Source organism: Streptantibioticus ferralitis (assembly GCF_029223525.1).
Lineage (GTDB): Bacteria > Actinomycetota > Actinomycetes > Streptomycetales > Streptomycetaceae > Streptantibioticus_A > Streptantibioticus_A ferralitis.
The window spans coordinates 13,276-35,223 of the sequence record NZ_JARHTQ010000052.1 but is presented as its reverse complement, the minus strand read 5'-3'; the positions used below and the strand labels follow the sequence as shown (position 1 = coordinate 35,223).

Annotated in this window: 20 protein-coding genes and 2 pseudogenes; 7 read left to right on the top strand and 15 right to left on the bottom strand. The window is 70.0% G+C overall.

Annotated elements, in window-relative coordinates:
* Nucleotides 1-126: 126 nt before the first annotated feature.
* Nucleotides 127-951 (bottom strand): annotated as a pseudogene (locus P2L57_RS37890) (FAD-dependent monooxygenase); the annotation flags it as partial.
* Between the two features lie 151 nt (nucleotides 952-1,102).
* Here P2L57_RS37890 and P2L57_RS37885 point away from each other — a divergent pair.
* A complete protein-coding gene (locus P2L57_RS37885) occupies nucleotides 1,103-1,618 on the top strand; it encodes a MarR family winged helix-turn-helix transcriptional regulator (protein WP_275822738.1) in 516 nt (171 codons plus the stop codon).
* A 137-nt stretch (nucleotides 1,619-1,755) separates the two neighbouring features.
* Here P2L57_RS37885 and P2L57_RS37880 read toward each other — a convergent pair whose 3' ends face one another.
* Nucleotides 1,756-2,178 carry a MarR family winged helix-turn-helix transcriptional regulator gene (locus tag P2L57_RS37880; RefSeq protein ID WP_275822736.1) on the bottom strand — a complete coding sequence of 141 codons (423 nt, stop codon included), beginning with the start codon at nucleotides 2,176-2,178 and terminating at the stop codon, nucleotides 1,756-1,758.
* Nucleotides 2,179-2,295: 117 nt separating this feature from the next.
* Here P2L57_RS37880 and P2L57_RS37875 point away from each other — a divergent pair, with 117 nt between their 5' ends.
* Entirely contained in the window at nucleotides 2,296-3,252 is a 957-nt protein-coding gene (locus P2L57_RS37875; protein WP_275822734.1) for a quinone oxidoreductase family protein, read from the top strand.
* Between the two features lie 14 nt (nucleotides 3,253-3,266).
* On the opposite strand, the gene P2L57_RS41015 is transcribed toward P2L57_RS37875, so the two are convergent.
* Both P2L57_RS41015 and P2L57_RS41010 read right to left on the bottom strand, forming a co-directional pair.
* The gene (locus P2L57_RS41015) at nucleotides 3,267-3,515 is read right to left on the bottom strand and encodes a hypothetical protein (RefSeq protein ID WP_372516078.1); all 249 of its coding nucleotides are present in this window, start codon (nucleotides 3,513-3,515) and stop codon (nucleotides 3,267-3,269) included.
* A 115-nt stretch (nucleotides 3,516-3,630) separates the two neighbouring features.
* Nucleotides 3,631-3,804: pseudogene (locus tag P2L57_RS41010) on the bottom strand (IS5/IS1182 family transposase); the annotation flags it as partial.
* On the opposite strand from P2L57_RS41010, the gene P2L57_RS41005 reads away from it, so the two are divergent.
* Nucleotides 3,796-3,939, top strand: a complete 144-nt coding sequence (locus tag P2L57_RS41005) for a hypothetical protein (protein ID WP_372516077.1) — start codon at nucleotides 3,796-3,798, stop codon at nucleotides 3,937-3,939. The pseudogene P2L57_RS41010 and the gene P2L57_RS41005 sit on opposite strands and share 9 nt — an antisense overlap.
* A 143-nt stretch (nucleotides 3,940-4,082) precedes the next feature.
* Here the strand turns inward: P2L57_RS41005 and P2L57_RS37860 are convergent, their stop codons facing one another.
* The 3 genes from P2L57_RS37860 to P2L57_RS37850 all read right to left on the bottom strand — a co-directional run bounded on the left by P2L57_RS37860 (nucleotide 4,083) and on the right by P2L57_RS37850 (nucleotide 6,357).
* Nucleotides 4,083-4,793 (bottom strand): cation efflux transmembrane domain-containing protein, encoded by a 711-nt coding sequence (locus tag P2L57_RS37860; RefSeq protein ID WP_275822733.1) that lies wholly within the window; start codon nucleotides 4,791-4,793, stop codon nucleotides 4,083-4,085.
* Nucleotides 4,793-5,128: an ArsR/SmtB family transcription factor gene (locus P2L57_RS37855; protein ID WP_275822731.1), complete on the bottom strand. Its 336-nt coding sequence runs from the start codon at nucleotides 5,126-5,128 to the stop codon at nucleotides 4,793-4,795. Before P2L57_RS37855 ends, P2L57_RS37860 begins: the two co-directional genes overlap by 1 nt.
* Before the next feature lie 221 nt (nucleotides 5,129-5,349).
* Nucleotides 5,350-6,357 (bottom strand): ABC transporter substrate-binding protein, encoded by a 1,008-nt coding sequence (locus tag P2L57_RS37850; protein WP_275822729.1) that lies wholly within the window; start codon nucleotides 6,355-6,357, stop codon nucleotides 5,350-5,352.
* Nucleotides 6,358-6,495: 138 nt separating this feature from the next.
* On the opposite strand from P2L57_RS37850, the gene P2L57_RS37845 reads away from it, so the two are divergent.
* From P2L57_RS37845 to P2L57_RS37835, 3 genes are read left to right on the top strand one after another with little or no spacing between them, the layout of a single operon-like run.
* Nucleotides 6,496-7,503, top strand: a complete 1,008-nt coding sequence (locus tag P2L57_RS37845) for a FecCD family ABC transporter permease (protein ID WP_372516076.1) — start codon at nucleotides 6,496-6,498, stop codon at nucleotides 7,501-7,503.
* Nucleotides 7,503-8,606 (top strand): FecCD family ABC transporter permease, encoded by a 1,104-nt coding sequence (locus P2L57_RS37840; protein ID WP_275822727.1) that lies wholly within the window; start codon nucleotides 7,503-7,505, stop codon nucleotides 8,604-8,606. Before P2L57_RS37845 ends, P2L57_RS37840 begins: the two co-directional genes overlap by 1 nt.
* Before the next feature lie 34 nt (nucleotides 8,607-8,640).
* Nucleotides 8,641-9,483, top strand: coding sequence for an ABC transporter ATP-binding protein (locus tag P2L57_RS37835; RefSeq protein ID WP_275822725.1), 843 nt, complete (start codon nucleotides 8,641-8,643; stop codon nucleotides 9,481-9,483).
* On the opposite strand, the gene P2L57_RS37830 is transcribed toward P2L57_RS37835, so the two are convergent.
* The 6 genes from P2L57_RS37830 to P2L57_RS37805 form a co-directional block, all read right to left on the bottom strand.
* Nucleotides 9,470-10,504, bottom strand: coding sequence for a UDP-N-acetylmuramate dehydrogenase (locus P2L57_RS37830; RefSeq protein WP_275822723.1), 1,035 nt, complete (start codon nucleotides 10,502-10,504; stop codon nucleotides 9,470-9,472). The two genes, P2L57_RS37835 and P2L57_RS37830, sit on opposite strands and share 14 nt — an antisense overlap.
* A gap of 243 nt (nucleotides 10,505-10,747) precedes the next feature.
* Complete coding sequence (locus P2L57_RS37825; RefSeq protein WP_275822721.1) at nucleotides 10,748-12,112, bottom strand: NsdA family TPR-like regulatory protein; 1,365 nt, start codon at nucleotides 12,110-12,112, stop codon at nucleotides 10,748-10,750.
* 191 nt (nucleotides 12,113-12,303) lie between these two features.
* Entirely contained in the window at nucleotides 12,304-13,593 is a 1,290-nt protein-coding gene (locus tag P2L57_RS37820; protein ID WP_275822719.1) for an MFS transporter, read from the bottom strand.
* 128 nt (nucleotides 13,594-13,721) lie between these two features.
* Nucleotides 13,722-14,336: a serine O-acetyltransferase EpsC gene (gene epsC, locus P2L57_RS37815; protein WP_372516074.1), complete on the bottom strand. Its 615-nt coding sequence runs from the start codon at nucleotides 14,334-14,336 to the stop codon at nucleotides 13,722-13,724.
* A gap of 45 nt (nucleotides 14,337-14,381) precedes the next feature.
* A complete protein-coding gene (locus tag P2L57_RS37810; protein ID WP_275822717.1) occupies nucleotides 14,382-15,407 on the bottom strand; it encodes a PLP-dependent cysteine synthase family protein in 1,026 nt (341 codons plus the stop codon).
* A gap of 223 nt (nucleotides 15,408-15,630) precedes the next feature.
* On the bottom strand, nucleotides 15,631-17,013 hold the full coding sequence (locus P2L57_RS37805; protein WP_275822715.1) for an MFS transporter: 1,383 nt from the start codon (nucleotides 17,011-17,013) through the stop codon (nucleotides 15,631-15,633).
* Nucleotides 17,014-17,070: 57 nt separating this feature from the next.
* Between P2L57_RS37805 and P2L57_RS37800 the strand changes: the two genes are divergently transcribed.
* The gene (locus P2L57_RS37800) at nucleotides 17,071-17,601 is read left to right on the top strand and encodes a CGNR zinc finger domain-containing protein (protein ID WP_275822713.1); all 531 of its coding nucleotides are present in this window, start codon (nucleotides 17,071-17,073) and stop codon (nucleotides 17,599-17,601) included.
* Between the two features lie 50 nt (nucleotides 17,602-17,651).
* On the opposite strand, the gene P2L57_RS37795 is transcribed toward P2L57_RS37800, so the two are convergent.
* Both P2L57_RS37795 and P2L57_RS37790 read right to left on the bottom strand, forming a co-directional pair.
* Nucleotides 17,652-20,735: a type I polyketide synthase gene (locus P2L57_RS37795; RefSeq protein ID WP_275822712.1), complete on the bottom strand. Its 3,084-nt coding sequence runs from the start codon at nucleotides 20,733-20,735 to the stop codon at nucleotides 17,652-17,654.
* Entirely contained in the window at nucleotides 20,732-21,931 is a 1,200-nt protein-coding gene (locus P2L57_RS37790; RefSeq protein ID WP_275822710.1) for an FAD-dependent oxidoreductase, read from the bottom strand. The genes P2L57_RS37795 and P2L57_RS37790 overlap by 4 nt, the downstream gene beginning before the upstream one ends.
* Between the last annotated feature and the right edge of the window lie 17 nt (nucleotides 21,932-21,948).

The following is a 21,948-nucleotide window of genomic DNA, read 5'->3' as shown; positions in this document are numbered from 1 at the left end:
AGCACCGTCAACGCCGCTGCCCAACACCGCAACCGACACGCCGTCAGCGTCCTCGATCAGGTGACTGCTCTTCGTGTCCATCTGGGGTCCCTTCTGATCGGGTGCCCACCTGATTCATGACACTCCCACGTCGAAGAACAGGTCGTCGGCCTCGCGCATGGCGGTCAGCAGGCGCGGGAGGTGCCAGCTGGCCTCGGGGAACGTGGAGGCGACGAGGTCGTGCTGTGCCTCGGGGTTCCGGAAGGCGCCGATGGGTGGCTCATCCTGCATGAAGGTGAGGAACCCGTGCAGATGGTCGCTGGGTTCGTGGGCGTAGAGGACGGCTGCCCTGCCGGGGACGTTCCATATCGCTCCCTCGTGCGCGAGACCGAAGTCGTTGGGGAGGGTGAAGCCTGCGAAGGTGAAGCCGAGGTAGCGGTGGAACTCCTCTTCGGGGCCGAAGACCAGCCCGCGGGTGTTGGAGTGCAGCCCGTCGGCTCCGATGACGAGGTCGAAGGTGCGGCGGGTACCGCTGGCGAAGGTGACGTCGACGCGGTCCCCGGCGTCGTCCAGCGTGTCGATGGAGTCGTTGAACATGAATTCGACCGTGTCGCGGAGCGGTGCGTAGAGGGCGTCCGCCAGGTCGCCGCGGCGCACTTCGAGGTCCAGGCCCTCCGCGCTTCCGGTGAGGGCCTCGGGGCGGACGGAGCCGATGAGGGTTCCCTCGGCGTCCACGAAGGAGAGCTTGCGGGTGTCGACGTGCGCTTCGCGTAGCCGCGGGAGCAGTCCCATGCGGTCGACGACGTCGCGGGCCGTGCCGCGGATGTCGATGGCGTAGCCGCCGCCGCGGATGGCGGACGCCTTCTCCACGATGGTGACGTCGAAGCCGTAGCGGTGGAGCCAGTAGGCCAGGGACGGCCCGGCGATGCTCGCGCCGGAGATGAGGACCTTGCGGTTCGCGGAGTGGTTCATGAAGGGGTCCTTTCGAAGGGCTTTCCAACGGCCACACTCAAAGATGCGTACCTTAGGTATCCTTATGGAAGACGCAGTGCGCCCCATGGATGCGGCGCCTCCCCGACGGTACAGATACCTAACTTAGGTATGCAAGTGGAAGTGTGGAGGCATGAAGAAAACAGAGTCGCCGACCGGCCCCGACCGGCCGGGGGTGGCTGTGCTCGCGGTCCTTCCGCGACTGGCACAGTTGAGCAACGCCGTCACCCGAGGCCGCCTGGCCGAGCGGGCGGCCGAGGCCGCCGGGCTCGCCCTGGACCGCCCTGCGGTAGGGGTGCTGATGACGCTCCATGTGGCGGACCGTCCGCTTCGTGTCGGGGAGATCGCGGAGCGGATGCAGGTCGTCGGTCCGCACATCACCCGGCAGGTCCAGGCGCTGGAGCGGCGCAACCTCGTGCGCCGCGTCGGCGACCCGCACGACCGGCGTGCCAGCCTCATCGAGCCGACCGCCCAGGGGGCGGAGGCGGCGAACCGCTACTCGGCATCGATGGTCGGCTGGTTCACTGACGCCATCACCGACTGGTCGGATCAGGACCGCAGCGACCTGAGCCGACTGCTCACCAGGCTGGCTGACGACGTGACCGCACGCCTGGCGCTCCTTGACGACACACCACCGCCCGCCACCTGACCGGACGTGTCCCAACAACGTCGAACCGGAGTTCCGCCTCGTGGGTCGAGCGCACTGGGATTTCCTAATTCCTCAACTACTCACACCCGGGGACGTGCGCCGACCGGATCGTCACGAGCTGTTTGCGGTGAAGGGGGTCAGCGGGCCGCACCCGCGGCGAGGATGCGGGCGGCCATGCGGGTCAGGTGCGCGTGGTCGGACCGGGGAAGGTCTGCGACCAGGGCGCCGAGGCGGTCGGTGACGGTGGTCCGGAAGGCTGCCTCGACCTGTCGGCCTTGACCGGTCAGCTCGACGCGGGAAGCGCGCCGGTCACCCGGGACCGCCACCCGCCGTGCCAGGCCGCGGCGCTCGGCCCGGTCCACCAGGCCGGTCACGCTCGCACGCTCGACCCCGAGCAGTCCGGCCAGCTCGGCCATGCCAGGGCTGCGGCCCTCCAGCACACCCAGCAGGCGGGCCTGGGCCGGAGGCGTGTCGTGCTCGGCGCACGCCTGCTCGAAGACGGACTGCACCAGGAACGACAGCTGCACCAGTGCATCCGTGACCACCAGATCCTCGCCCACCTGGGGACTCCTTCCATGACGCGACCGGACCATGACCGGCACATATAGTAAGCGACGCAGATAGTACGTTACACTAACCAATTATTCGGTGAAACCCAGCATTCATAGGGAGTGCTCATGCGCGCCGCTGTCGTTACCGCCTTCGGCCAGCCGCCCCGCTACCAGCAGTACCCTGACCCGCGGCCCGCCGAGGGCGAGGTTCTCGTCCGAGTCCTCGCCGCGGGCCTCCACCCGCGCGTTCGCTCCGGTGCTGCGGGAACCCACTACACCAGCGACCAGACCCTGCCTCTGGTCCCCGGTTTCGACGGCGTCGGCCGCACGCCCGAGAACACCCGGGTCTTCTTCGGCGGGCTGAAGGCGCCGAACGGGAGCATGGCCGAGTACATCGCCATCCCGGCCGACCAACTGGTGCCGCTGCCCGACGGCGTCGACGACATCATGGTGGCCGCGGCGATGAACCCGGCCGTGTCCGCCTGGCTCGCCCTGACCCACCGGGCCGAACTGAAGCCCGGTGAGCACGTGTTGATCCTGGGCGCCACCGGCAATGCCGGACAGATGGCCATCCAGCTCGCGCGCCTGCTCGGCGCAGGAACGATCACCGCCGCCGGCCGCAACGCCCAGGCCCTGGCCAAGCTCCCGGCCCTCGGCGCCGACCACGCGGTCTCGCTCGACACCGACGACGACACCGTCGCCAGGCGTCTGGCCCAGGCCGCCGCCAACGCCGACGTGGTCGTGGACTATCTCTGGGGCCACCCCACCGAAGTCGCCCTCGCCGCCCTCACCAGCGCCCGCACCGATGCAGCCCACCGTCTGCGCTGGGTACACGTCGGAGCCATGGCCGGCCCCACCATCGCCCTCCCCGGCGCCACCCTGCGCAAGGCCGACGTCGACTTCCGCGGCAGCGGCCAGGGCTCCGTTTCGCCTGCCGGCATGCGCGCCGCCCACCGGGACCTCGCCGACCGACTCCCCACCGCCGGCCTGACGATCGACACCCTCACCATGCCCCTGCGCGACGTCGAGAGCGCCTGGACAGCCAACACCCCCACAGGCACCCGCATCGTCCTTGTGCCCTGATACGCACCCTGCCCTTAATCGTTGCCGCGCCGAAGGCGGGGAACCGAAGTGATCATGTCTGGCGACGCCAAGAGCGAGCAGTGCGGAAATTCAAAACTTCCAATGAGCGTGGGGTGCTGCAGTGTGCGCCATCGCTGCTTGAGTTCGGCGGCGGTGCGTTCTCCGAGGGCTCTCACGTGTCGCAGCAGGGTGTTGAACATGAGGGTGTCGACGTGAAGTGCCTGTTCGGACTTGCCCTTTGGGCGGCGGACGGGGATGCGGATGCCGATGCCCGCGCCGATGGAGCCCTTGTCGGCCAGGGTCGGGAGGCCATCGGCCGCCGCCTTGTACTGAGCGGGCAGGGCGTGGATGCGGGCGGCGGTTGATGTCAGGGGTGGAGCCGGGTTCGACGTCGGAGACCCACAGCGGGGTGCCGTCGGGCGCGGACGGGAACTGGATGTTGCCGCCGAATGCTTTGTGCTTCTGGCTGAACCACAGGTCGTTGCCGTTTTCTCGGACGCCCGTGAGGCGGTCGGACTCGATCAGCGTGCCGTCCAGGATGACGTGCGACATGCCCTCGCGGTGACACCGGGCCGGGACTTCGTGCAGGTCGGGAGCCTGGTCGGTGAGGACGTCGATGCCTTCGTGCAGGTAGCGGTAGCCGGTGGCCTGGGGCACTCCGGCGTCGCGGGCCGGCTACGGACATGATCTTGTGGTGAGACCTGTCCTACCAGGGGCTTTACTTCTGCTCGAAGCCAGGTACCGCTCGTCCGATCCGCTGTCTCTCCGCCGCTGGCGGCCGGTACGGCTGTCCCCTTGCCCCTGCCGCTACCGCGCGTAGGGGCCTCGGGTCAGCCGCGGCAGTCGCAGCCGGGTTGGCAGCCGCGCGGATCGGCTGTGCTGTCCAGGTCGCTCGCCGCCGCCGGGATGGTGCAGCATGCGTCGCCGCGCCAGGCGTCGCGGCCCTCCTTGACGGCGACGGCGGCGATCACGAGGGCCGCGATGGGATCGGCCCAGGACCAGTCCAGCAGCAGGTTGGCGAGGAGCCCGGCCAGGAGTACGGCCGACAGGTAGGTGCAGAGCAGGGTCTGCTTGGAGTCGGCCACTGCCGAGGCGGAGCCCAGCTCTCTTCCGGCGCGGCGCTGTGCGGCGGACAGTACGGGCATGACGGCCAGGGACAGGGCCGCGAGGACGATGCCGGGCAAGGAGTGACCTGCCTCGCCGGTCCCGGCGAGGGCGCGGGCTGCGTCGATGGCGACGTAGGCGGCGAGCGCGAAGAACGAGCAGGCGATGATCCGCAGGGCGGTCTTCTCGCGGGCTTGGCGGACGGTGTGGTCGGTCGCGGAGAACTGCCAGGCGATGGCGGCGGCGGAGGAGACCTCGATGACGGAGTCGAGTCCGAAGCCGACCAGGGCGGTGGAGGAGGAGGCGGTGCCCGCCGCGATGGCGACGGCTGCCTCGATGACGTTGTAGGTGATGGTGGCGGCCACCAGCAGCCGTATACGCCGGGTGAGGGCGTCCCGGCGGGCAGGGGCCGGACCGAGGGATATGGAGGCGGCCATCAGCAGCAGTCCTTGGTCTCGGCCTCGGCGCAGGCGCGGTCGGTCTCGACGGCGACCACCGCGGTGCGAAGGTCGTCCAGGGCGTGCCCCAGTCGGGGGTCTGCGAGTTCGTAGCGGGTGCGGCGCCCGACCGGCACGGCGACGACCAGGCCGCAGTCGCGCAGGCACGCCAGGTGGTTCGACAGCCGCGTGCGGGAGATGCCGAGTTGTTCGGCCAGGTCGGACGGGTGGGCCGGGGCCTCGCGCAGCGCCAGGAGCAGTCGGCAGCGGATCGGGTCGGCGAGTGCACGGCCGAACCGCGCCAGCACCTCAACCTCGGAAGCAAGCGTCAGCATGCCCCGACGATACAAGGAATCCTGAATTCAGGAAAACGTGTCACGCTCGCTGCTGGCGTCACCGAAGTGCCGAATCGAGAGGGGGCCGCGCTCGCGGCTGGAACGCGAGCGTGAACCAGGGGTTCGGCTCCCCTGGGCTTCACTTGATCAGACCCTCATGGCCTGTGGGAAAGTGACTGGATGGGGCTTTTTATGTCGTTTGCCCTTGCTGGGGCCTGGCGTCAGGTGATGTGCGGCCGGGCACCGGTGAGTGTCGTGGTGAGCGAGTCGTAGACCTTGGCCATGCCGTGGTGGCTGAGGTTGGGCTCGGGGTTCCAGGGGCCGAGCTGGCCGGCGCGGACTGCGGGGAGGCTTCGCCACAGGCCGTTGCTACTCAGGTCCGCCGGTTGAAGGCTGCTGGAGCGCACGTCGAGGAGGATGAGATCGGCCGGATAGCGGTCGACGAGTTCCCAGGAGAGCTTTTCCACGTAGATGGTGCTGCCACCGGTGGGTTTGACGACATTGAGGCCGAGGCTTTCGAAATCGGCGATGGAGGGGAATCCCGCCTTGCTGATCCTGATGCCGTCCTGGTCGGCGGAGGCGAATAGGACCCGTAGCCCGGGTTTGCCGGTGATGGCTCGGCGGACTCTGTCCCGGGCGGCGGTGTACGCCGCCTTCCCGCGTCGCAGCTCTTGTGCGGTGAAGCCGGCTCCGAAGGCGGCGGCGAGGTCGGCGTAGCGTCGCACGGTGGTGTCGACCTTGGCTCCGTACACCTCTATGGACACCACGGGGGCCAGCTTCTCGGTGAGCTTCAGGCTGCTCGGGTCGATCTGGGGCGCGCCGTACTGGAGGGGGTCGACGACGAGGTCCGGGTGCAGCCTCCCCAGCCGCTCGACACTGATGTGGCCCCAGGTTGTGCCGACCGTGGCCACGCGGCTCAGGTCCACCTCGCCGAGCACGGTGACGTCCTTGCCGCCGCCCTGCTTCCGTAAGGCGCCGTATACGCCGACCGGGCGGATTCCGTAGTCCCACAGGGCCGCGGCTGCGGTGGCGTAGGCCACGATGCGCTGCGGGCGGCGGCCCAGCCGGACTGTGCGTTCGGCGTCGTCGGTAAAGCTCCAGGCGTCTCCTTGGCCGGGGGCGGCTTGTCCGCGGCCCGCCTCCGGGGATGAGCAGCCCGCCGCGCCGAGCGCGAAGAGCCCGAGGGCGCCAGTGGTCAGAAACTGTCGTCGGCCGGGCCGGGGCGGCATGTATCTCCTCAGGTCCGCGGGGGTGTTCGAGGCTTCGAATGTCGACGCGAAAGATCGCTGAGGTTAGCCTTACAGAAGTTGGAGCTGCCACGTAAGTCGTGACGTCGTGAACAGCCAGAGGGAACGGGGAAAACAGGGGTGAGAAGCAGCCGCGCCAAGCTGTTGTCGGGTTTAGGTGCCGCTTTGTTCGCCCTCGTAGTGGCGGCGGCCGTCAGCACGGCCGTGGGCACGCGGGCCGTCCCGCTGAGCAGGGTCGTGGACTCGCTGTTCCATTTCGATCCGCACAACGTGGACCACTTGGCCATATGGGAGTTACGGCTCCCACGCACCGTCCTTGGAGTGCTGGCGGGGGCGGCGCTGGGGCTGGCCGGTGCGGTGATGCAGGGGGTGACCCGCAACCCGCTGGCAGATCCCGGCATTCTGGGGGTGAACGCCGGTGCCGCCCTCTTCGTCGTCGCAGGCATCGACATCTTCGGTATCACCGCCCTGACCGGTTACGTGTGGTTCGGTCTCGTCGGCGCCGCACTGGCGGCCTGCCTTGTCTACGCGGTGAGTTCGCTGGGCCGTGGTGGCGCCACGCCCATCAAGCTCGCGCTCTCCGGGGCCGCGGTGAGTGCCGCCCTGACCTCGCTGATCACCGCGATCCTGCTGATCGACGCGGACGCCTTCGACCAGTTCAGGTTCTGGCGGGTGGGCTCGCTGGCCGGCCGGGACGGTGCGGTCATCAGACAGGCGTTGCCCTTCCTGGCTGTCGGCGCGGTGTTGGCGCTCGCCTCTGGGCGGATGCTCAACGCCCTCGCGCTGGGTGAGGACACCGCGCGTTCCCTGGGCCAACACGTCAATCGTGGCCGCATGCTGGCGGCGCTGTCAGTGGTCCTGCTCTGCGGAGCCGCCACCGCGATGTGCGGGCCCATCGCCTTCATCGGCCTGACCGTGCCGCACCTGGCACGCCTGATCACTGGTCCGGACTACCGCTGGATACTGCCCTATTCGATGCTGCTGGCGCCCTTCCTGCTGCTGGTGGCCGACATCGTGGGGCGGTTGGCGGTACGTCCCTCCGAGCTACAGGTTGGGCTGATGACTCCGGTCATCGGCGCTCCGGTGTTCGTTCTGTTGGTACGCGGGCGCAAGCTCGCGGAGTTGTGATGAGCGGCGACACCGTGACCGGACGCGCCGCAGCGGCGGAGCGGGAGATGGCGTGCAGGGAAGCCGCACGTCGTACCGTGGCCGTGGCGCGCCGCCGCGTCAAAAGACGTACGTACGCTGTGATCGCCGCCCTGGTGCTCGCCGTGCTCGGGGCGTTCGTCGCCGCGCTGGTGCTGGGTGAGTTCGGCGTACCGCTGCTTGAGGTGATGCGTTCGCTCGCCAGGCCACTCCTCGGTAGGGCCTCCTGGGAGAGCGAGTTCTTCGTCCTTGACGTACGGCTGCCGCGGGTGCTGACGGCCGTGCTGAGCGGAGCGGCGTTCGGCCTGTCCGGCGCGCTCTTCCAGAGCCTGATTCGCAACCCGCTGGCCAGTCCGGACGTCATCGGCATCACCTCGGGCGCGAGCGCCGCGGCCGTCGTCTGCGTGCTGCTCCTCGGGCTGGACGGGATGGCGGTCTCGTTCGGGGCGCTGGCGGGGGCGCTGGTCACAGCCGCCCTCATCTACCTGCTCGCGTGGCGGAGAGGGGTGAGCGGCCATCGCCTCGTCCTCGTTGGTATCGGGATCGCGGCGGTACTGTCCAGCTTGATCTCGTACCTGATGACCACCACACAGATCAGTGACGCCCAGCGGGCCCTGGAGTGGCTGACGGGGAGCCTGGACGGCTGCGGCTGGCCGCACGCCGGCACGCTCGCGCTGTGCCTGGTCCTGCTGCTGCCCGCGACGGCGTTGCCGGCACGCTCGCTGCGGGTGCTGCAGTTCGGCGACGACACCGCGGCCGGGCTCGGGGTGCGGGTGGAGTACCGCAGGCTCGTGCTGCTGGCGGTGGCGGTGGCACTGGCCGCGGTGGCAACCGCGGCGGCCGGCCCGGTGCCGTTCGTGGCCCTGGTCAGTGCGCCGATCGCACGCGGGCTGCTGCGCGGGCGCGGGCCTGCCCTTACGGCGGCGGCGCTGGTGGGCGCGGTCCTGATGTCCGCGTCCGACTTCATCGGACAGCATCTGTTCGACTCCACGGAACTTCCGGTGGGCGTGGTGACAGGTGTCGTGGGAGCCCCGTATCTGCTTCTCATGGTGACCACCACCAACCGCTCGGGAGGTAGCGGATGACCACCCCGGAGGAAGAGCTGGAGGACAGGGACGGATGAGTGAACGGCATGTGCTGCGCGCCGAGGAAGTCCGGCTGGGCTACGACGGGCGGGAGGTCGTCAGCGGGCTGTCGATCGAGGTCCCCGCGGGCGAGTTCACGATGGTCGTGGGCCCGAACGGCTGCGGCAAGTCCACCTTGCTGCGTGCCCTGGCACGGCTGTTGCGCCCCGCCTCGGGCGCGGTGTGCCTGGACGGCCGAGACATCCACTCGATGTCGACCCGGCAGGTCGCCAGCGTCCTCGGCATCCTGCCGCAGACCCCGGTCGCTCCGGCCGGGATCCGCGTCAGCGAGCTGGTGGGGCAGGGCCGTTACCCGCATCAGGGGTGGCTGCGGCGGTGGGGGGCCGAGGATGACGACGCGGTGGCACAAGCGCTGCTCGCCACCGACACCCTGGAGCTCGCCGAGTGCCCCGTGGACGAACTCTCCGGCGGGCAGCGGCAGCGCGTGTGGATCGCGATGGCGCTCGCCCAGTGCACCGGTCTGCTGCTGCTGGACGAGCCGACGACCTTTCTCGACGTACCGCACCAGGTCGAGGTGCTGGACCTGCTGACCGACCTCAATCGCAAGGACGGCACCACCGTCGTCGCGGTGCTGCACGATCTCAATCTCGCCTGCCGCTACGCCGACCGCATCGTGGTGATGAACAGCGGAACGATCGTCGCCGAGGGCCCGCCGTCGCGGATCGTGACCGAGGAACTGATGCACACGGTCTTCGGCATGGACTGCCGGGTCGTCCCCGACCCGGTCTCGGATACTCCGCTGATCGTCCCCATCGGCCGCCACTACTGCGCGGCCCCGAGCACCGGGCCCGCGGCCGGTGCGGTCAGTCCCCTATGAAGTCGATCTCTGGCGTGAGACGGACGCCGGTGCGGTCGAGCACCTGCCGCAGCACGATGTCGACGGCCTTGCGGAAGCTGGCCGCGCTGGCACCCTCGTCGGCGACGAGGGTGTAGTGCAAGGAGGAAATCCGGACGCCGGGCGCGAGGGGGTGGTTCAGATCGAAGCCTGCCTGCCGGATGAGCCAGCTCGCGCTCACACGCGTGGTGCCGTCGGGGAAGCGGGTCACCGGCGCGCCGAGGTCGCGCAGCTTCGAGGCCAGCGGGCCGCCAACCTCGGGGCTGAAGAAGACACTGCCGATGGAACGGCGGTCGTTCTCACAGGAGTTCAGCACCATGCCCTTCCTGCGGCGCACCGCCAGGACCGCCTGGGCGGCCTGGGCCAGGGGCACACTGTGTCCCAGCGGTACGTCCAGCACCTCGGCCACGCTGCGGTAGGTCAGCGGGGCGCACAACTCGGCCCGGCGCAGTGCGAAGAGGAGGGACAGTACGGTCCAGCGCCGGGACTTCTTGAACATGCTGGTGCGGTGGCCCAGTGCACACTCGGCCGCGTCCAGGGTGACCCGGCGGCTCAGCTGCCAGTCCCACACCTCCACGCTGCGCAGGGTGTCGGACACTTCCTGCCCGTACGCTCCGACGTTCTGCACGGGCGTCGCGCCGGTGGTGCCGGGAATGCCCGCCAGCATCTCCATCCCGGCCAGCCCTTCGGCTATCACCGTCTCCACCAGGTCCCACAGCGGGTGTCCGGCCTGCACCTCGACCAGTACCCGGCTGTCGTCGGCCGCTCCCAGCACCCGTACCCCCCGGGTGGCTATCCGCACGACCGGGAGGGCGCAGCCCCGGTCGCCGACGAGGACGTTGCTGCCCTCTCCCAGGCATACGGGAGGGGCGGGGCAGTGGCGCATCTCCTCGACGAAGTCTGTGAAGTCGGCGGGGTCGTGGAGTTCGGCCAGGGACCTGGCCGGTCCGCCGATGCCGAGGGTCGTCAACGGGGCAAGCGGCACCCCGTAATTGACGTGCATAGTGGTCTCCTAAGAAAAAGTCCCGGAAATCACGAAAGAGAGTCCTTTAGCCGCCAGGAGACATGCTTCAGCCCATATGGCGGGAGGCTCTCGATGCGCTGTAGCCAGTATCGTCCGCCGCACCTTTGTTCATCGACGGATCATCGGCGGATCATCGGCAGTCGTGTCGCGGGGCATCGTGGAGCCTCCGGCCGCCCGGCCCCGCTCAGCTGCCGGGCGACCTCTGGGAGGCTCGGCCACGGCTCAGTTTCGCGTACGGCCCAATACGTGGTCGGTTCGCTGCACGATCTGGCGGGCCTCGGCGGCGTCTTGGTGCTGGAATTGCCGGCGTAGACCGGCCAGGCGGGCTCGGCCGCGCGCCGAGGCCACCTGACCGGCGAGATCCAGTGCCGCCCCGGCGGCCTGGGCCGCGCCGTCGACCTCGCCCAGCGAGAGCCGAGCCTCGGCCAGCGAGGATTGGTGCAGCAGGCGGTTGCGTGGCTGGCTGCCGTCGAAGAGCTCCAGGCCACGGGCCAGATCGAGGGCGGCGCGGCCGGGCCTGCCGACCTCCAGCCAGGCTCGGCCGGCGTCGCCCACCAGCACGGCGGGGGTGACCCAGTAGGCCCATGGCTCCCGCCCTTGGGGCTCGGCCGTCCACTGCGTGTCACCGATGGCCTCGCTGATGTCGGCGGTCTCCTCCAGTGCCCGCCGGCAGCCCACCGGGTCTCCGAGACTGGCGTGGGCTCTGGCCTGGCGGCTGGCCAGCAGTGCCTGTCCACGGCTTGGGGGTTGGTCGGCGGTGCCCTTGCGGGCGATCTGGATCAGCCGCAGTGCCTCCTCGCCCCGGCCGTGCCACGCGGCTTGGTAGCTCAGGCAGGAGATGATGTGCGCGGCCAGCGCGCGGTCGCCCGCGGAGCGCGCGGAGCGCAGGGCGTCGAGTAAGTAGAGCCTGCCGTGGGGTTCGTCGCCAAGGTCGGCGGCCACCCAGCCGACGATCTGGCCGAGTTCGGCCACGAGCCCGTGCAGCCGTACGCCGGTCTCCTGGTCGTAGGAGCAGGTGTCGATGAGCGTCCTGGCCCACCGTAGGTCGTGGACGGCCCAGTCCAGCAGCAGCCTGCCGCCGCGGTCGTCGTCGAGCCGGCGGAACTGGGAGATGCGTTCGCTGATCATGCCCAGCGCCGTCGCGTCGACCTCCTCGCCGCGCAGCTGCGCGGCGGGCCGGGAGTCGGTGTTGAGCAGCCAGTCCACGGCCGTGGTGATCAGGTCCTGGTCGCCCGTCGCGGTGATCGGCGGAGCCAGGTGCGGCCGGCTTGCCGGGACCGCGTATCCGGGGTGGCAGGGTGCCGGTGGTGTCCCCGGTAATCGGTCCTGGCCGGACTCCGGTGCCATGGGCGGGAATTTGCCGGGCCACAGCGAGTGGACCGGCACCGGCTCCCCCAGCCGTTCGGCGAGTATCTCGGAGACGACGCGAGGCAGACCGCGACGCGGACACGACCCCTTGAGCCAGTTGTACGGTGCCTTGGCACTGATGGTGCCCGCCCCGCAGACCCTGTTGATCTCCCGAGCCAGCCGGTCCGGGGACCAGGACAGCCGGTCCAGGCACATCGCTAATACTGAGGTGTGGTTCATCCGCTTACGACGCCCCCGTCTCGATCTGAATGGTTCGACCTTAAAGCAATGTTGTCCTGTCGAGAGGGCGGATACCCCAGTGCACATGACGGGACCGCATTGCCGAAGTGATACGAGACACGCAACCGGTTGGTACGCCAAGATCTCAAACGGTTTTTGATGGCGAGTTGGCCGAGATCGGCGCGCAGTATCTAGTCGAGTGCTTTTCTGATTTCGGCGGTACGGGAAGCGGGAGCGCGGTCCGTCCGTAGCGCCGGCCAGTAGAGCAGGCCACCGATGGCCAGCACAACGACCGCGAACACAAAGGGTGCGCCGAACGAACCGGTGATTTCGGCCAACCAGCCGGTCAACACCACCCCGCCGGTGGTGGCCGCGGTATTGGCGAAATTCATCAGCCCGCCGACCACACCGACCGCGCCCGGCGGGGCCAGCAGCCCCGGCAGGCTCCAAGCCACGGGCGCGGCCACGGCGAGACCGCCGAGTGAGAGTGACATCCACAAGACCGCGCCGAGAGGCGAGGTGGCCCACCCTGCGCAGCCGATGGTCGCGCCCAGAGCCAGCCCGCCCAGCAGCACCGGCCGGCGGCCGGCGACGGCGTCCCGGCCGCCGCGCACCATGCGGTCGACCAGCCATCCCCCGACGACGAGTTCGGCCGCGGTCGCCACCAGCCACGGCACCATGGCGTACAGGCCGGCCTGGCCCAGTGCCGCGCCGAACTGCCGCTGGAAGAACACCGGCATCCAGGTGAGCACCACATTGATGGTGTAGCCATAGCAGGCGAAGCCGAGTGACATCGCCCAGATCCGGCGGGAGCCCAGCACACCGCGCAAGGGGCCCGGCGTGCCGTGGGGCGCGTCGCGCGCACCCCCGCCGCGGATGTATGCGCGCTCCGGGCCGTGCAGCCGGGGGTGCTCGTCGGGGTCGCGGTAGCCCCTCCACCACACCACGGCGAACAGCAGGCTCAGCGCGGTGGTGAACAGGAACCCGGCCCGCCAGCCCCACGAGCTGATCACCCACGCCAGCGTCGGAAAGGCCAGCACGTTGGCCAGCTTCGTCGCGCCATCGAACAGCGCGGTGGCCCGGGACCGTTCAACGGTGGGGAACCACGCTGCGGTCGCCTTCGAGGCGCCGACCATCGACGGGCCCTCGGCCACGCCCAGCAGCACCCGGGCCAGCACGATGAGTCCGAGACCGGAAGCCACGGCGGTCAGCAGACTCGCCATGGCCCATAACGGAACGGCGATACGGTTCAGCCACTTCACACCGATACGGTCGACCAACAGGCCGGAGGGCAGTTGGACCAGGCAATAGGACCAGCTGAACGCCGCGAGTACGACGCCGAGTTCGCCAAGGCTCAACCCGAATTCCTCGGCGAGCGGGGTACTGGCCACCGACAAAACCGTACGGTCGAAAAAGTTGACGACGATGCCGCCGGCCAGGAGTGAGCCGATGGCCCAGCGGGCGCGGCCAGGGGATGTCATAGAATTCGGGCAATCCTTCATCGGGGCCATGGATGTCACCGTTCCATCCGGTGACTCCGATGAAGATCCACACTAATCCCACCCCGGCCGCTCCCTGCCCCAGGTGGACTGTTATCGGCCAACCGGTCCTATGGGCCGGGACGTTGCTCAGGCGCTGTCCGCCCGGGAGATGTCCGTCGCTTTCCGGGGCGGGCGACGGTGGGCTCGCCCATGATGCGGCAACCCGGCGCCACGTCGTCGAGCACCAGGGCGTGCGCACCGATCAGGGCGTCGTCGCCGATGGCCAGCGGCCCGAGGACCGTGGCGTTCACGCCGAGCGTGACGCGGTCGCCGATCTGCGGGTGGCGCCGGTCCCCGCTGGGCCGCAGCTTGTCCCGCCACCACCCCACGGCGCCCAGTGTGACCTGCTGATAGATGGTGACGTCGTCCCCCAGCACGGCGGTCTCGCCGATCACCACGCCGGTGCCGTGGTCGATGAACAGCCGGCGGCCGATTCGCGCACCCGGGTGGATCTCGACGCCGGTCAGCACCCGTGCGCAGCTGGTCAGTACGCGGGCAGTGATCCGGTGCCGCCGGCCGTACAGGTGGTGCGCGACGCGGTAGATCCACAGGGCCGGCAGCGTGGAGTGGAATACCGCTTCCGGCCGGGAGGCGATCGATGGGTCGCGGGCCAGCGTCGTATCGATGTCTTCGAGCATCCGGGACAGCGGGCCGTCTCCGGCGCGCCGGCTGCCGAACGGCACGGCCGCCGATCTCGGCTTCCGGGCAGGTTTCGACTGGAACATGGCTCAGTTCCCCATGCTTTCTACTTTCTCCCAGTCCTCCTTCGAGCCGGAGTCTGCGAAGACCGTGACCACGATGTCGTCGGGCCCGAGATTCTTCGCTTTCTCGCACGCGATCAGCCAGCTCGCGCCGGCCGAGGAGCCGATCCTGGTGCCGGTCTCGTGCCAGAAGTCGTACATCGCCCTGAGCGCTTCGGGGTGCGAGACCTGGGCGCTCTCGAACTCCGGGAGGAGCTTCTCCACGAACGGCTGGCGCATCCCGTAGGTCAGCCCACCGGCACCGGCGAACTTCGGTTCGGCATTGGGGGGTTCGGTCGTCCCGTACGGAAGCTCCGCGGGGGTCACGCCGATGACGGACAGGTCGGGAGCGATGCTCCGCAGCGCCCGGGCCACCCCGGCGAGCATGCCGCCGCTGCCCACCGCCGCCACCACGGCACTGGGGCGGGCACCGTCGAGCTGGCCCACGATCTCCCGGCCCGTGAAGAACTGGTGCGCGGCGACATTCGCCATGTTCCGGTGCTGCGCCAGCAGCGTCCAGCTCGGGTCCTCCTCGGCTATCTGTGAAGCGCGCCGCATGATGGAGAGCGGGAACTCGGATGCCGGCACCAGGTCGACGACGGTGCCCGCCTCGGAGAGGTGGGTCAGCAGGCTCTGCGGTACGGAATCCGGCACCACGGCCCGTACCGGAATTCCCGTGAGTTTGTTGAGCCCCGTCAGCGCGCGGGCCATGTTGCCACCCGAGCAGTCCACGACTTTTAACGGGCCTTCTTTGCCCGTGTGTTCGTTGATGGCCCGGCAGAGCATGGAGTACGCGGGGCGGTCCTTGGCGGAGCCGGACGGGTTCCGGAGCTCGTACTTGGCCATGATCTTCGCCCCGCCGGGCGGACCGGGCACCTCGACGAGCGGCGTGCCGCCCAGGGCGGCCCGGAATTCGCGCAGCCCTGGGTACTGGGCGAGCGCTGTGGTCTCGTCGACTGCCGCATCCAGCGGCTCGGTCACAGAAAGATCGATCTGAGGCGGTTGTGTCGCCATCGGGCTCACAGTCCCTTCGCCATTCGCGGCCTGCGCGGCCAGTTCCGCGCTGTCTTCGCGTCATTCGCGCAAATGCACGGCCGTATAGATCGTCAGCGAGCCCGTGAGAGGTGTCAACGAAACCCAGGTGTTCAAGCCTGCTGCCCAATGGCCTTACGAACAAGGTGAGTTGGCGCCGCTGCCTCCTGCCCCAGCTGCCGGGCACCTCGGTGCGTCGGACGCCCTAGGCCGGCTGGACCGCGGGACGCCGTGCCTTGAGCAGCCAGAGCGCCAGCAGGCCGCTGCCCAGCCCGACGGCGGCCGCGACCACGAACACCGCGGACAGCCCGCTGGCGTACTGCGTGTGCGGATCACCGCCGCCCTTACCGGACGAGAACTGGTGGAATACCGAGCCGAGTACGGCGATTCCCAGCGTCAGGCCGAGCTGGCGCGCGCAGTTGGCCGCGGCGGAGGCGACCCCGCTCTGGGACTGGGGCGCGGCGGACATGGCGATGGCGGGCAGCACGGGGGAGACGATGCCGGCGCCGATACCGGTGATGACCAGTCCCGGAACCAGCGCCGTCCAGGACGAGCCCGCGTCGACCGTCAGCATGAGCACATTGCCCACGCCCACGGTCACCGTGCCACCGCCGAGCGTCCAGTGCGAGGGGAGCCGGTGCAGTGCGCTGCCGACCACGGCGGAGGTGGCGAAGAACGCCACCGGCTGCACCGTGATGACCAGGGCCGTGGACAGCGAGGGGAGCCCCACGCTGTCCTGCAGCCAGATCGACATGACCGGCAGTGCCCCGAATCCGGCGAGGTAGTAGCCCATGGCCGCGACCAGCGTTCCGTTGAACTCCCGCTTGCGGAACAGGGTCAGCGAGATCATCGGGTTGCTGCCGGCCCGCTCGACGAGGACGAACGCGATGAGCATCACCACCCCGACGACGAAGCCGAGCACCGCGGAAGTGGCTTCCCATCCCTCCTCGCCGCCGCGGATGACGCCGAAGGTGATGCCGATCGCCGCCAGGGTGAAGGTGACGATGCCCAGGTAGTCGACGCGGGTCGACTTGCTGGTGTCGTCGATCAGCACCGCGGCGGACAGCGCCACCGCGATCACGCAGACCGGCACCCCGCCGAAGAAGATCCACTGCCAGGACAGGAACTGCGTCAGGACCCCGCCCGCGACGTTGCCGATACCGGCGGCGGCACCGGCGACCGCGCCCCAGACCGCGAAGGCCACACCCTTGTCACGTCCGGAGTAGGTAAGTCCGATCAAGGGCAGAAGGGTCGAGAACATCGCGGCACCGGCCAGGCCCTGCACCGCTCGCGCGGTGATCAGTGCGGTGACATTGCCGGCCAGGCCGCAGGCGAGCGTGGCGACGGCGAAGACCCCCAGGCCGACCAGGTAGAGGCGTTTGCGTCCGAGGTTGTCGCCGAGTGATCCCATGCCGAGCAACAGTCCCGCGAGGGCGAGGGTGTAGACGTCGACGATCCACTGCAAGGAGCCGAAGCTCGCGTGCAGGTCGTGGGCCATGCTGGGGAGCGCCACCGTCACGATCGTCGAGTAGACGAGGAGCATGAATGTTCCCAAGCAGGTGGCGACTAACGGCAGCCATTTGCGCATGGATGTGCTTCCTTCCGGGGCTGGAGCCTTCCGGAACAAGCCTGCTGTAATACTCTTATGCAACAGAACCCTTACGGGGAAGATCCCGTACGGCTGATCGTCGAACTCGCGGCCGCGCCCCCGCGCACCCCTGAGGAATTCGCCGAACGCTGCGTCGCGGCGGGCATGGCGATCGACCGGCCGGTGGGCGAGGAGGACCTGGCGGAGATCCTGGAGTTCATCCCGCGCTGGCTCGCGGTGGTCGACGCCGGTACCTCCGAGCGGCGGGCCGCCCTGCTCAACGAGCTGCTGACGATCTCGTCTGCGCACCCCCGGCTGACCGACCATGCCGACGGCGGCTGGCATATCCATTACCGCGCCGACGGCCTGGGCCTGGCCGGTGTGGTGCGGGCGGTGGTCAGCGTGGGCACCGCACTGCATCTGACCAGCCGCGGCATGGACCGCCTCGGCCGCTGTGCCCTGGCCGAGTGCGGCCGGGCGTACGGCGACTTCACACGCGGCGGTCGGCAGCGCTACTGCTCCCACGCCTGCGCGAACCGCGACGCCGTGCGCCGTTTCCGCGTCCGGCAGGCAGCACAGAACCCGTGAGACCGGCGGCGTGGGGGAACCACCGACCTCACGAGTCATAGCGGTGGCGTCTATGGCGACTCGGCCGCTCCGGCTGCCGGGTCCGCCATGGCGAGCGTGACAACCGCACCGAGCTTCGCGGGCGTCGGGTGCGACAACAGCTTCCGCAGGGATACCGTCACCCCCAGCTCGTCCTGTAGCCGGTTCACCAACTGGGTGCCGAGCAGGGAGTGCCCGCCCAGCTCGAAGAAGTCGTCGTGGATCCCTATGCCCTCGAACCCGAGGATCGCCTCCCACAGCGCCACGATCCGCTTCTCGGCCGCGTCGCGCGGGGCGGCGTAGCCGGACCGCAGCCCGGCGGGTCGCGTCGAGCGCTCCTCGGCCGAGGGCGTTGCCTTCGCTTCCGGGGCCATGGGCCGTACATCGGCGGCTTCTGCGGGCGAGCCGGCCGTCCCGGCGCTCCGCCCGCCGCCCGGCCCGATCCAGTGGCGCTCGCGCTGGAACGGGTAGCCCGGCAGCGCGGCCCTGCGCCGTGGCCCGTCGTGCAGCGCGTGCCACCGCATCTCGCCGCCCGCCAGCCACAGGTCCCCGACACCGAGCAGCAGCGTCTCCAGGTCGTCGCCCGCCTCGCCGGGGCGGCGCATCGTGCGGACGGTGGAGATCCCCCGCCGGTCGGCCAGGGCCGCCCTGGACAGGGTGGACAACGCGGTGCCGGGACCAACCTCGACCAGCACGGTACGGCCCCTGGACGCCGCGGTACGGACCGCGTCGGCGAAGCGCACCGGCTGGCGGGCGTGGCTGCCCCAGTACGCCGGGTCCGTGGCCTGCCCGGGGGTGATCGCCTCCCCGGTCACCCCGGAGACGAACGGCCGCTCGCCCGGAACGAGGGCGGCGCCGCGAACCGCCTCGGTCAGCGGGCCGACCACCGGGTCCATCATCGCTGAGTGGAAGGCGTGCGAGGTATGCAGCCGCCGTGCCGCCACTCCCGCGTCGGCCAGTGCGCGCTCCAGTGCGGCCACGCCCTCCTCGGGCCCGGCGGCCACGCACAGGGCCGGCGCGTTGACCGCGGCGACGGACACCGCTTGCGGCAGGAGCGGTACGAGCGTCTCCTCGGCGGCCTCGACCGACAGCATCGCGCCCGGCGGCTGCTCGCGCATCAGCTTTCCGCGCAGCGCGACCAGGTGCAGCGCGTCCTCCAGCGGCAGCACCCCGGCCACGCACGCAGCGGTGAACTCGCCGACGCTGTGGCCCACCATGTCATCAGGCGCCACACCCCAGCGCAGCAGCAGCCGTGCCAGCGCGTACTCGGTGGTGAACAGCGCGGGCTGCGCCACCTCCGTCGAAGTGAGCCGCTCGGCGTCGGTTGCCGTGCCGTACAGCGCCTCGCGCAGGTCGAAGCCGAGATCGGGGTGCAGCAGCCGGGCCGAGCGGTCGATGTCGGCCGCGAAGCCCGGGTCCGCCGTGTACAGGCCGTGGCCCATCTTGGGGAACTGCGTCCCCTGGCCGGGGAACAGAAACACCGTGCGCGGCCGACCGGTGCCGGCGTTCCCCTGGCGTGCGCGGTCGGGGTCCGCGCCACCGAGCAGCGACGCCGCCCGCGCCGGGTCGGGCGGGACGAGCACCGCGCGGCGGTGACGCATCGGCCGCCTGCCGGTCTGCAGGGTGTACGCGGCGTCGGCGACCGCCGGGGCGTCCGGCCCGGCGAACCGCCTGGCCAGCCGGTCCGTCGCCGCCTCCAGTGCCTGCGGTGTCCTGGCGGAGAGCAGGAGGAGCTGTGGCCGGTCCGTGGCGGGCCCAGTGGCCACCGGCTCGGGAGCCGTGCACGCGGCCGACGCCTCTTCGAGGACCACGTGGGCGTTGGTGCCACCGATACCGAAGGAGCTGACACCGATCCGGCGCGGCACGTCGCCCGGCTCCCAGGCGACCCGTTCGGTGTTCACCCGGAACGGTGTCGCGCCGAAGTCGATCCGCGGGTTGGGCGTACGGAAGTGCAGGCTGGGCGCCAACTCGCGGTGCTGCAGCTGCAGTACGGCCTTGATCAGGCTCGCGATGCCGGCCGCGGACTCCAGGTGCCCGATGTTGGACTTCACTGAGCCGATGGCGCAGTAGCCGGTGTCCTGGGTGGAGTGCCGGTGGGCGCGGGTCAGCGCGTTGATCTCGATGGGGTCGCCGATGGGGGTGGCGGTGCCGTGCGCCTCGATGGCGGTGACGGTCCGGGCGTCCACCCCGCCCGCGCGCAGCGCCTGAAGGACCACCCGCTCCTGCCCGGTGACGCTGGGCGAGGTGTAACTGACCTTGTCGGAGCCGTCGTTGTTGACTGCGGAGCCCTTGAGCACGGCCAGCACCCGGTCGCCGTCGGCCACCGCATCCGTGAGTCGCTTCAGTACGACCACGCCGACGCCGCTGCCGAAGACGGTGCCCTGGGCCTCGGCGTCGAACGGGCGGCAGTGCCCGTCGGGCGAGTAGATGAGACCGCGCTCGTAGCGGTATCCCACCCGGTGCGGCACCCTCACACACACGCCGCCCGCGAGGGCGACATCGCAGGCCCCGGTGTGCAGCGACTGCGCGGCCTCGTGCACGGCGACCAGAGAGGTGGAGCAGGCCGTCTGCACCGACAGCGCGGGCCCGGTGAAGCCGAGCTGATGGGCGGTGCGGGTAGCCAAGTAGTCCTTGTCGTTGTGGATCTGCAGTTCGAAGACGGTGGAGTCCAGCACGATCCGCCGGCCGCCCAGCAGGTTCGACATCAGGTACGCGGGCATGTTCGCGCCCGCGAAGACCCCGCCGGAGCGCACCGTCGCCGGGTCGATGCCGGCGTGTTCCAGGGCGTGCCAGGCGCACTCCAGGAACAGGCGCTGCTGCGGGTCCAGGAGGGCTGCCTCCCGCGCGCTGAAGCCGAAGAACCGCGCGTCGAAGAGGTCCGGACCGTCCAGGAGAGGGGCGGCTGGTACATACTCCGGCCGCTCGAACTCCGCGCGCTCGATGCCTTCGGCGAGCAGTTCCTCCTCTGCCAGCCGCGTGATGGACTCGACGCCGTCCCGCAGATTGCGCCAGTAGGCGTCGATGTCCTCGGCGCCGGGGAAGCGGCCCGCCATCCCGACGACGGCGACGTCGGTGGCGGCCAGGTTCCTGGTGAGGTCGTCGTCGCGCAGGGTCATTTGACGATCCCGGACGGCCCGGTGGGAGTGAGAGCGTGCCGGCTGATGTCGTACGCGGTGGTTCCGTCGAAGGCGAGATCGGCGCAGATCTTCCCCCACAGCGGGGTGAACTTGAAGCCCCAGCCGGCCACGGACACCACGACGTTCTCGCCACCGTCCACCAGCGTGCCGGCGTCACCGAGGAAGAACTGCCGGGCGGGGTTCGTGGGCAGCATCGCCAGGCAGGTGGACAGCTCGGTCGGCTGCGGGTCGGCCCAGGGCATGTGCGCGGTGGCCCAGTCGGTCACCCGCTTCACGGGCCGCGGCGCGGGTATGCCCGTCGCGTCGTCGGCGTGGTCCAGCGCGTCGACCTCGAAGACCGGGCCGAGCCGGATGTCTTCGCTGGTCGACCACGGGTTGGGCGGGAAACCGTAGAAGAGGTTGGTGTCCTCGGCCGTGGGTTTTTGGAAGGCGAACCAGAACGGCCTGCCGGGCTCGGCCCGGCGCTGGCGGAGGGTGACCAGCGGCAGCTCGTACAGGCCCACGCCCAGTCCCGAGCCCCACGCCCCCAGTATGTCGTTGGCGTGGGCGCCGTTCGTGAGCACGACCTTGTCCGAGCGGTAGGTGTGCTCCTTCGTCCGTACCGTGACGCCATCGGGATCCGGGTTCACCGCCAGTACCCGCTCGTTGCCACGCAGCACCGCCCCGTGCTGTTGGGAGAGCTGGAAGACAGCGCCGATCGTGCCGCGTACATCGATGGCGCCGCCGTCCCGCTGGAGGAAGCCCTCGTAGTGGCCCGGGAGGCCGGTGAAGCCGTAGCGGCGCTCGATCTCCGGGGCTGTCAGCCACTCGTACGGCACGTCCAGCGCGTCCATGGCACGTGCGGTCCCGGAGATCTGGCCCTCGTTGGTCTCCACCTCGGTGTCGCCGAACCACAGGCTGCCCACCTCGTGGAGCAGTTTGCGGCCGGTCAGCGACTCCAGCTCCCGCCACATCGGAAGGGCCTCAAGGGTCAGCGCGAAGATGTCCCGCTCGTTGTACTGGAGACGCCAGTGCCGCTCGGCGCCGCTCGACCCGCCCCGCTCGTTCATGAAGCCGTACTGCTCCAGGACGAGTACCTTGCGGCCGCCGCGCCGGGCGGCCTGCCAGGCCGTGGACAGGCCGATCGGCCCGCCTCCTATCACGATGAGGTCGTAGTGCTTGGTGCTGTCGCTCATGTGCGTTACTCATTTCT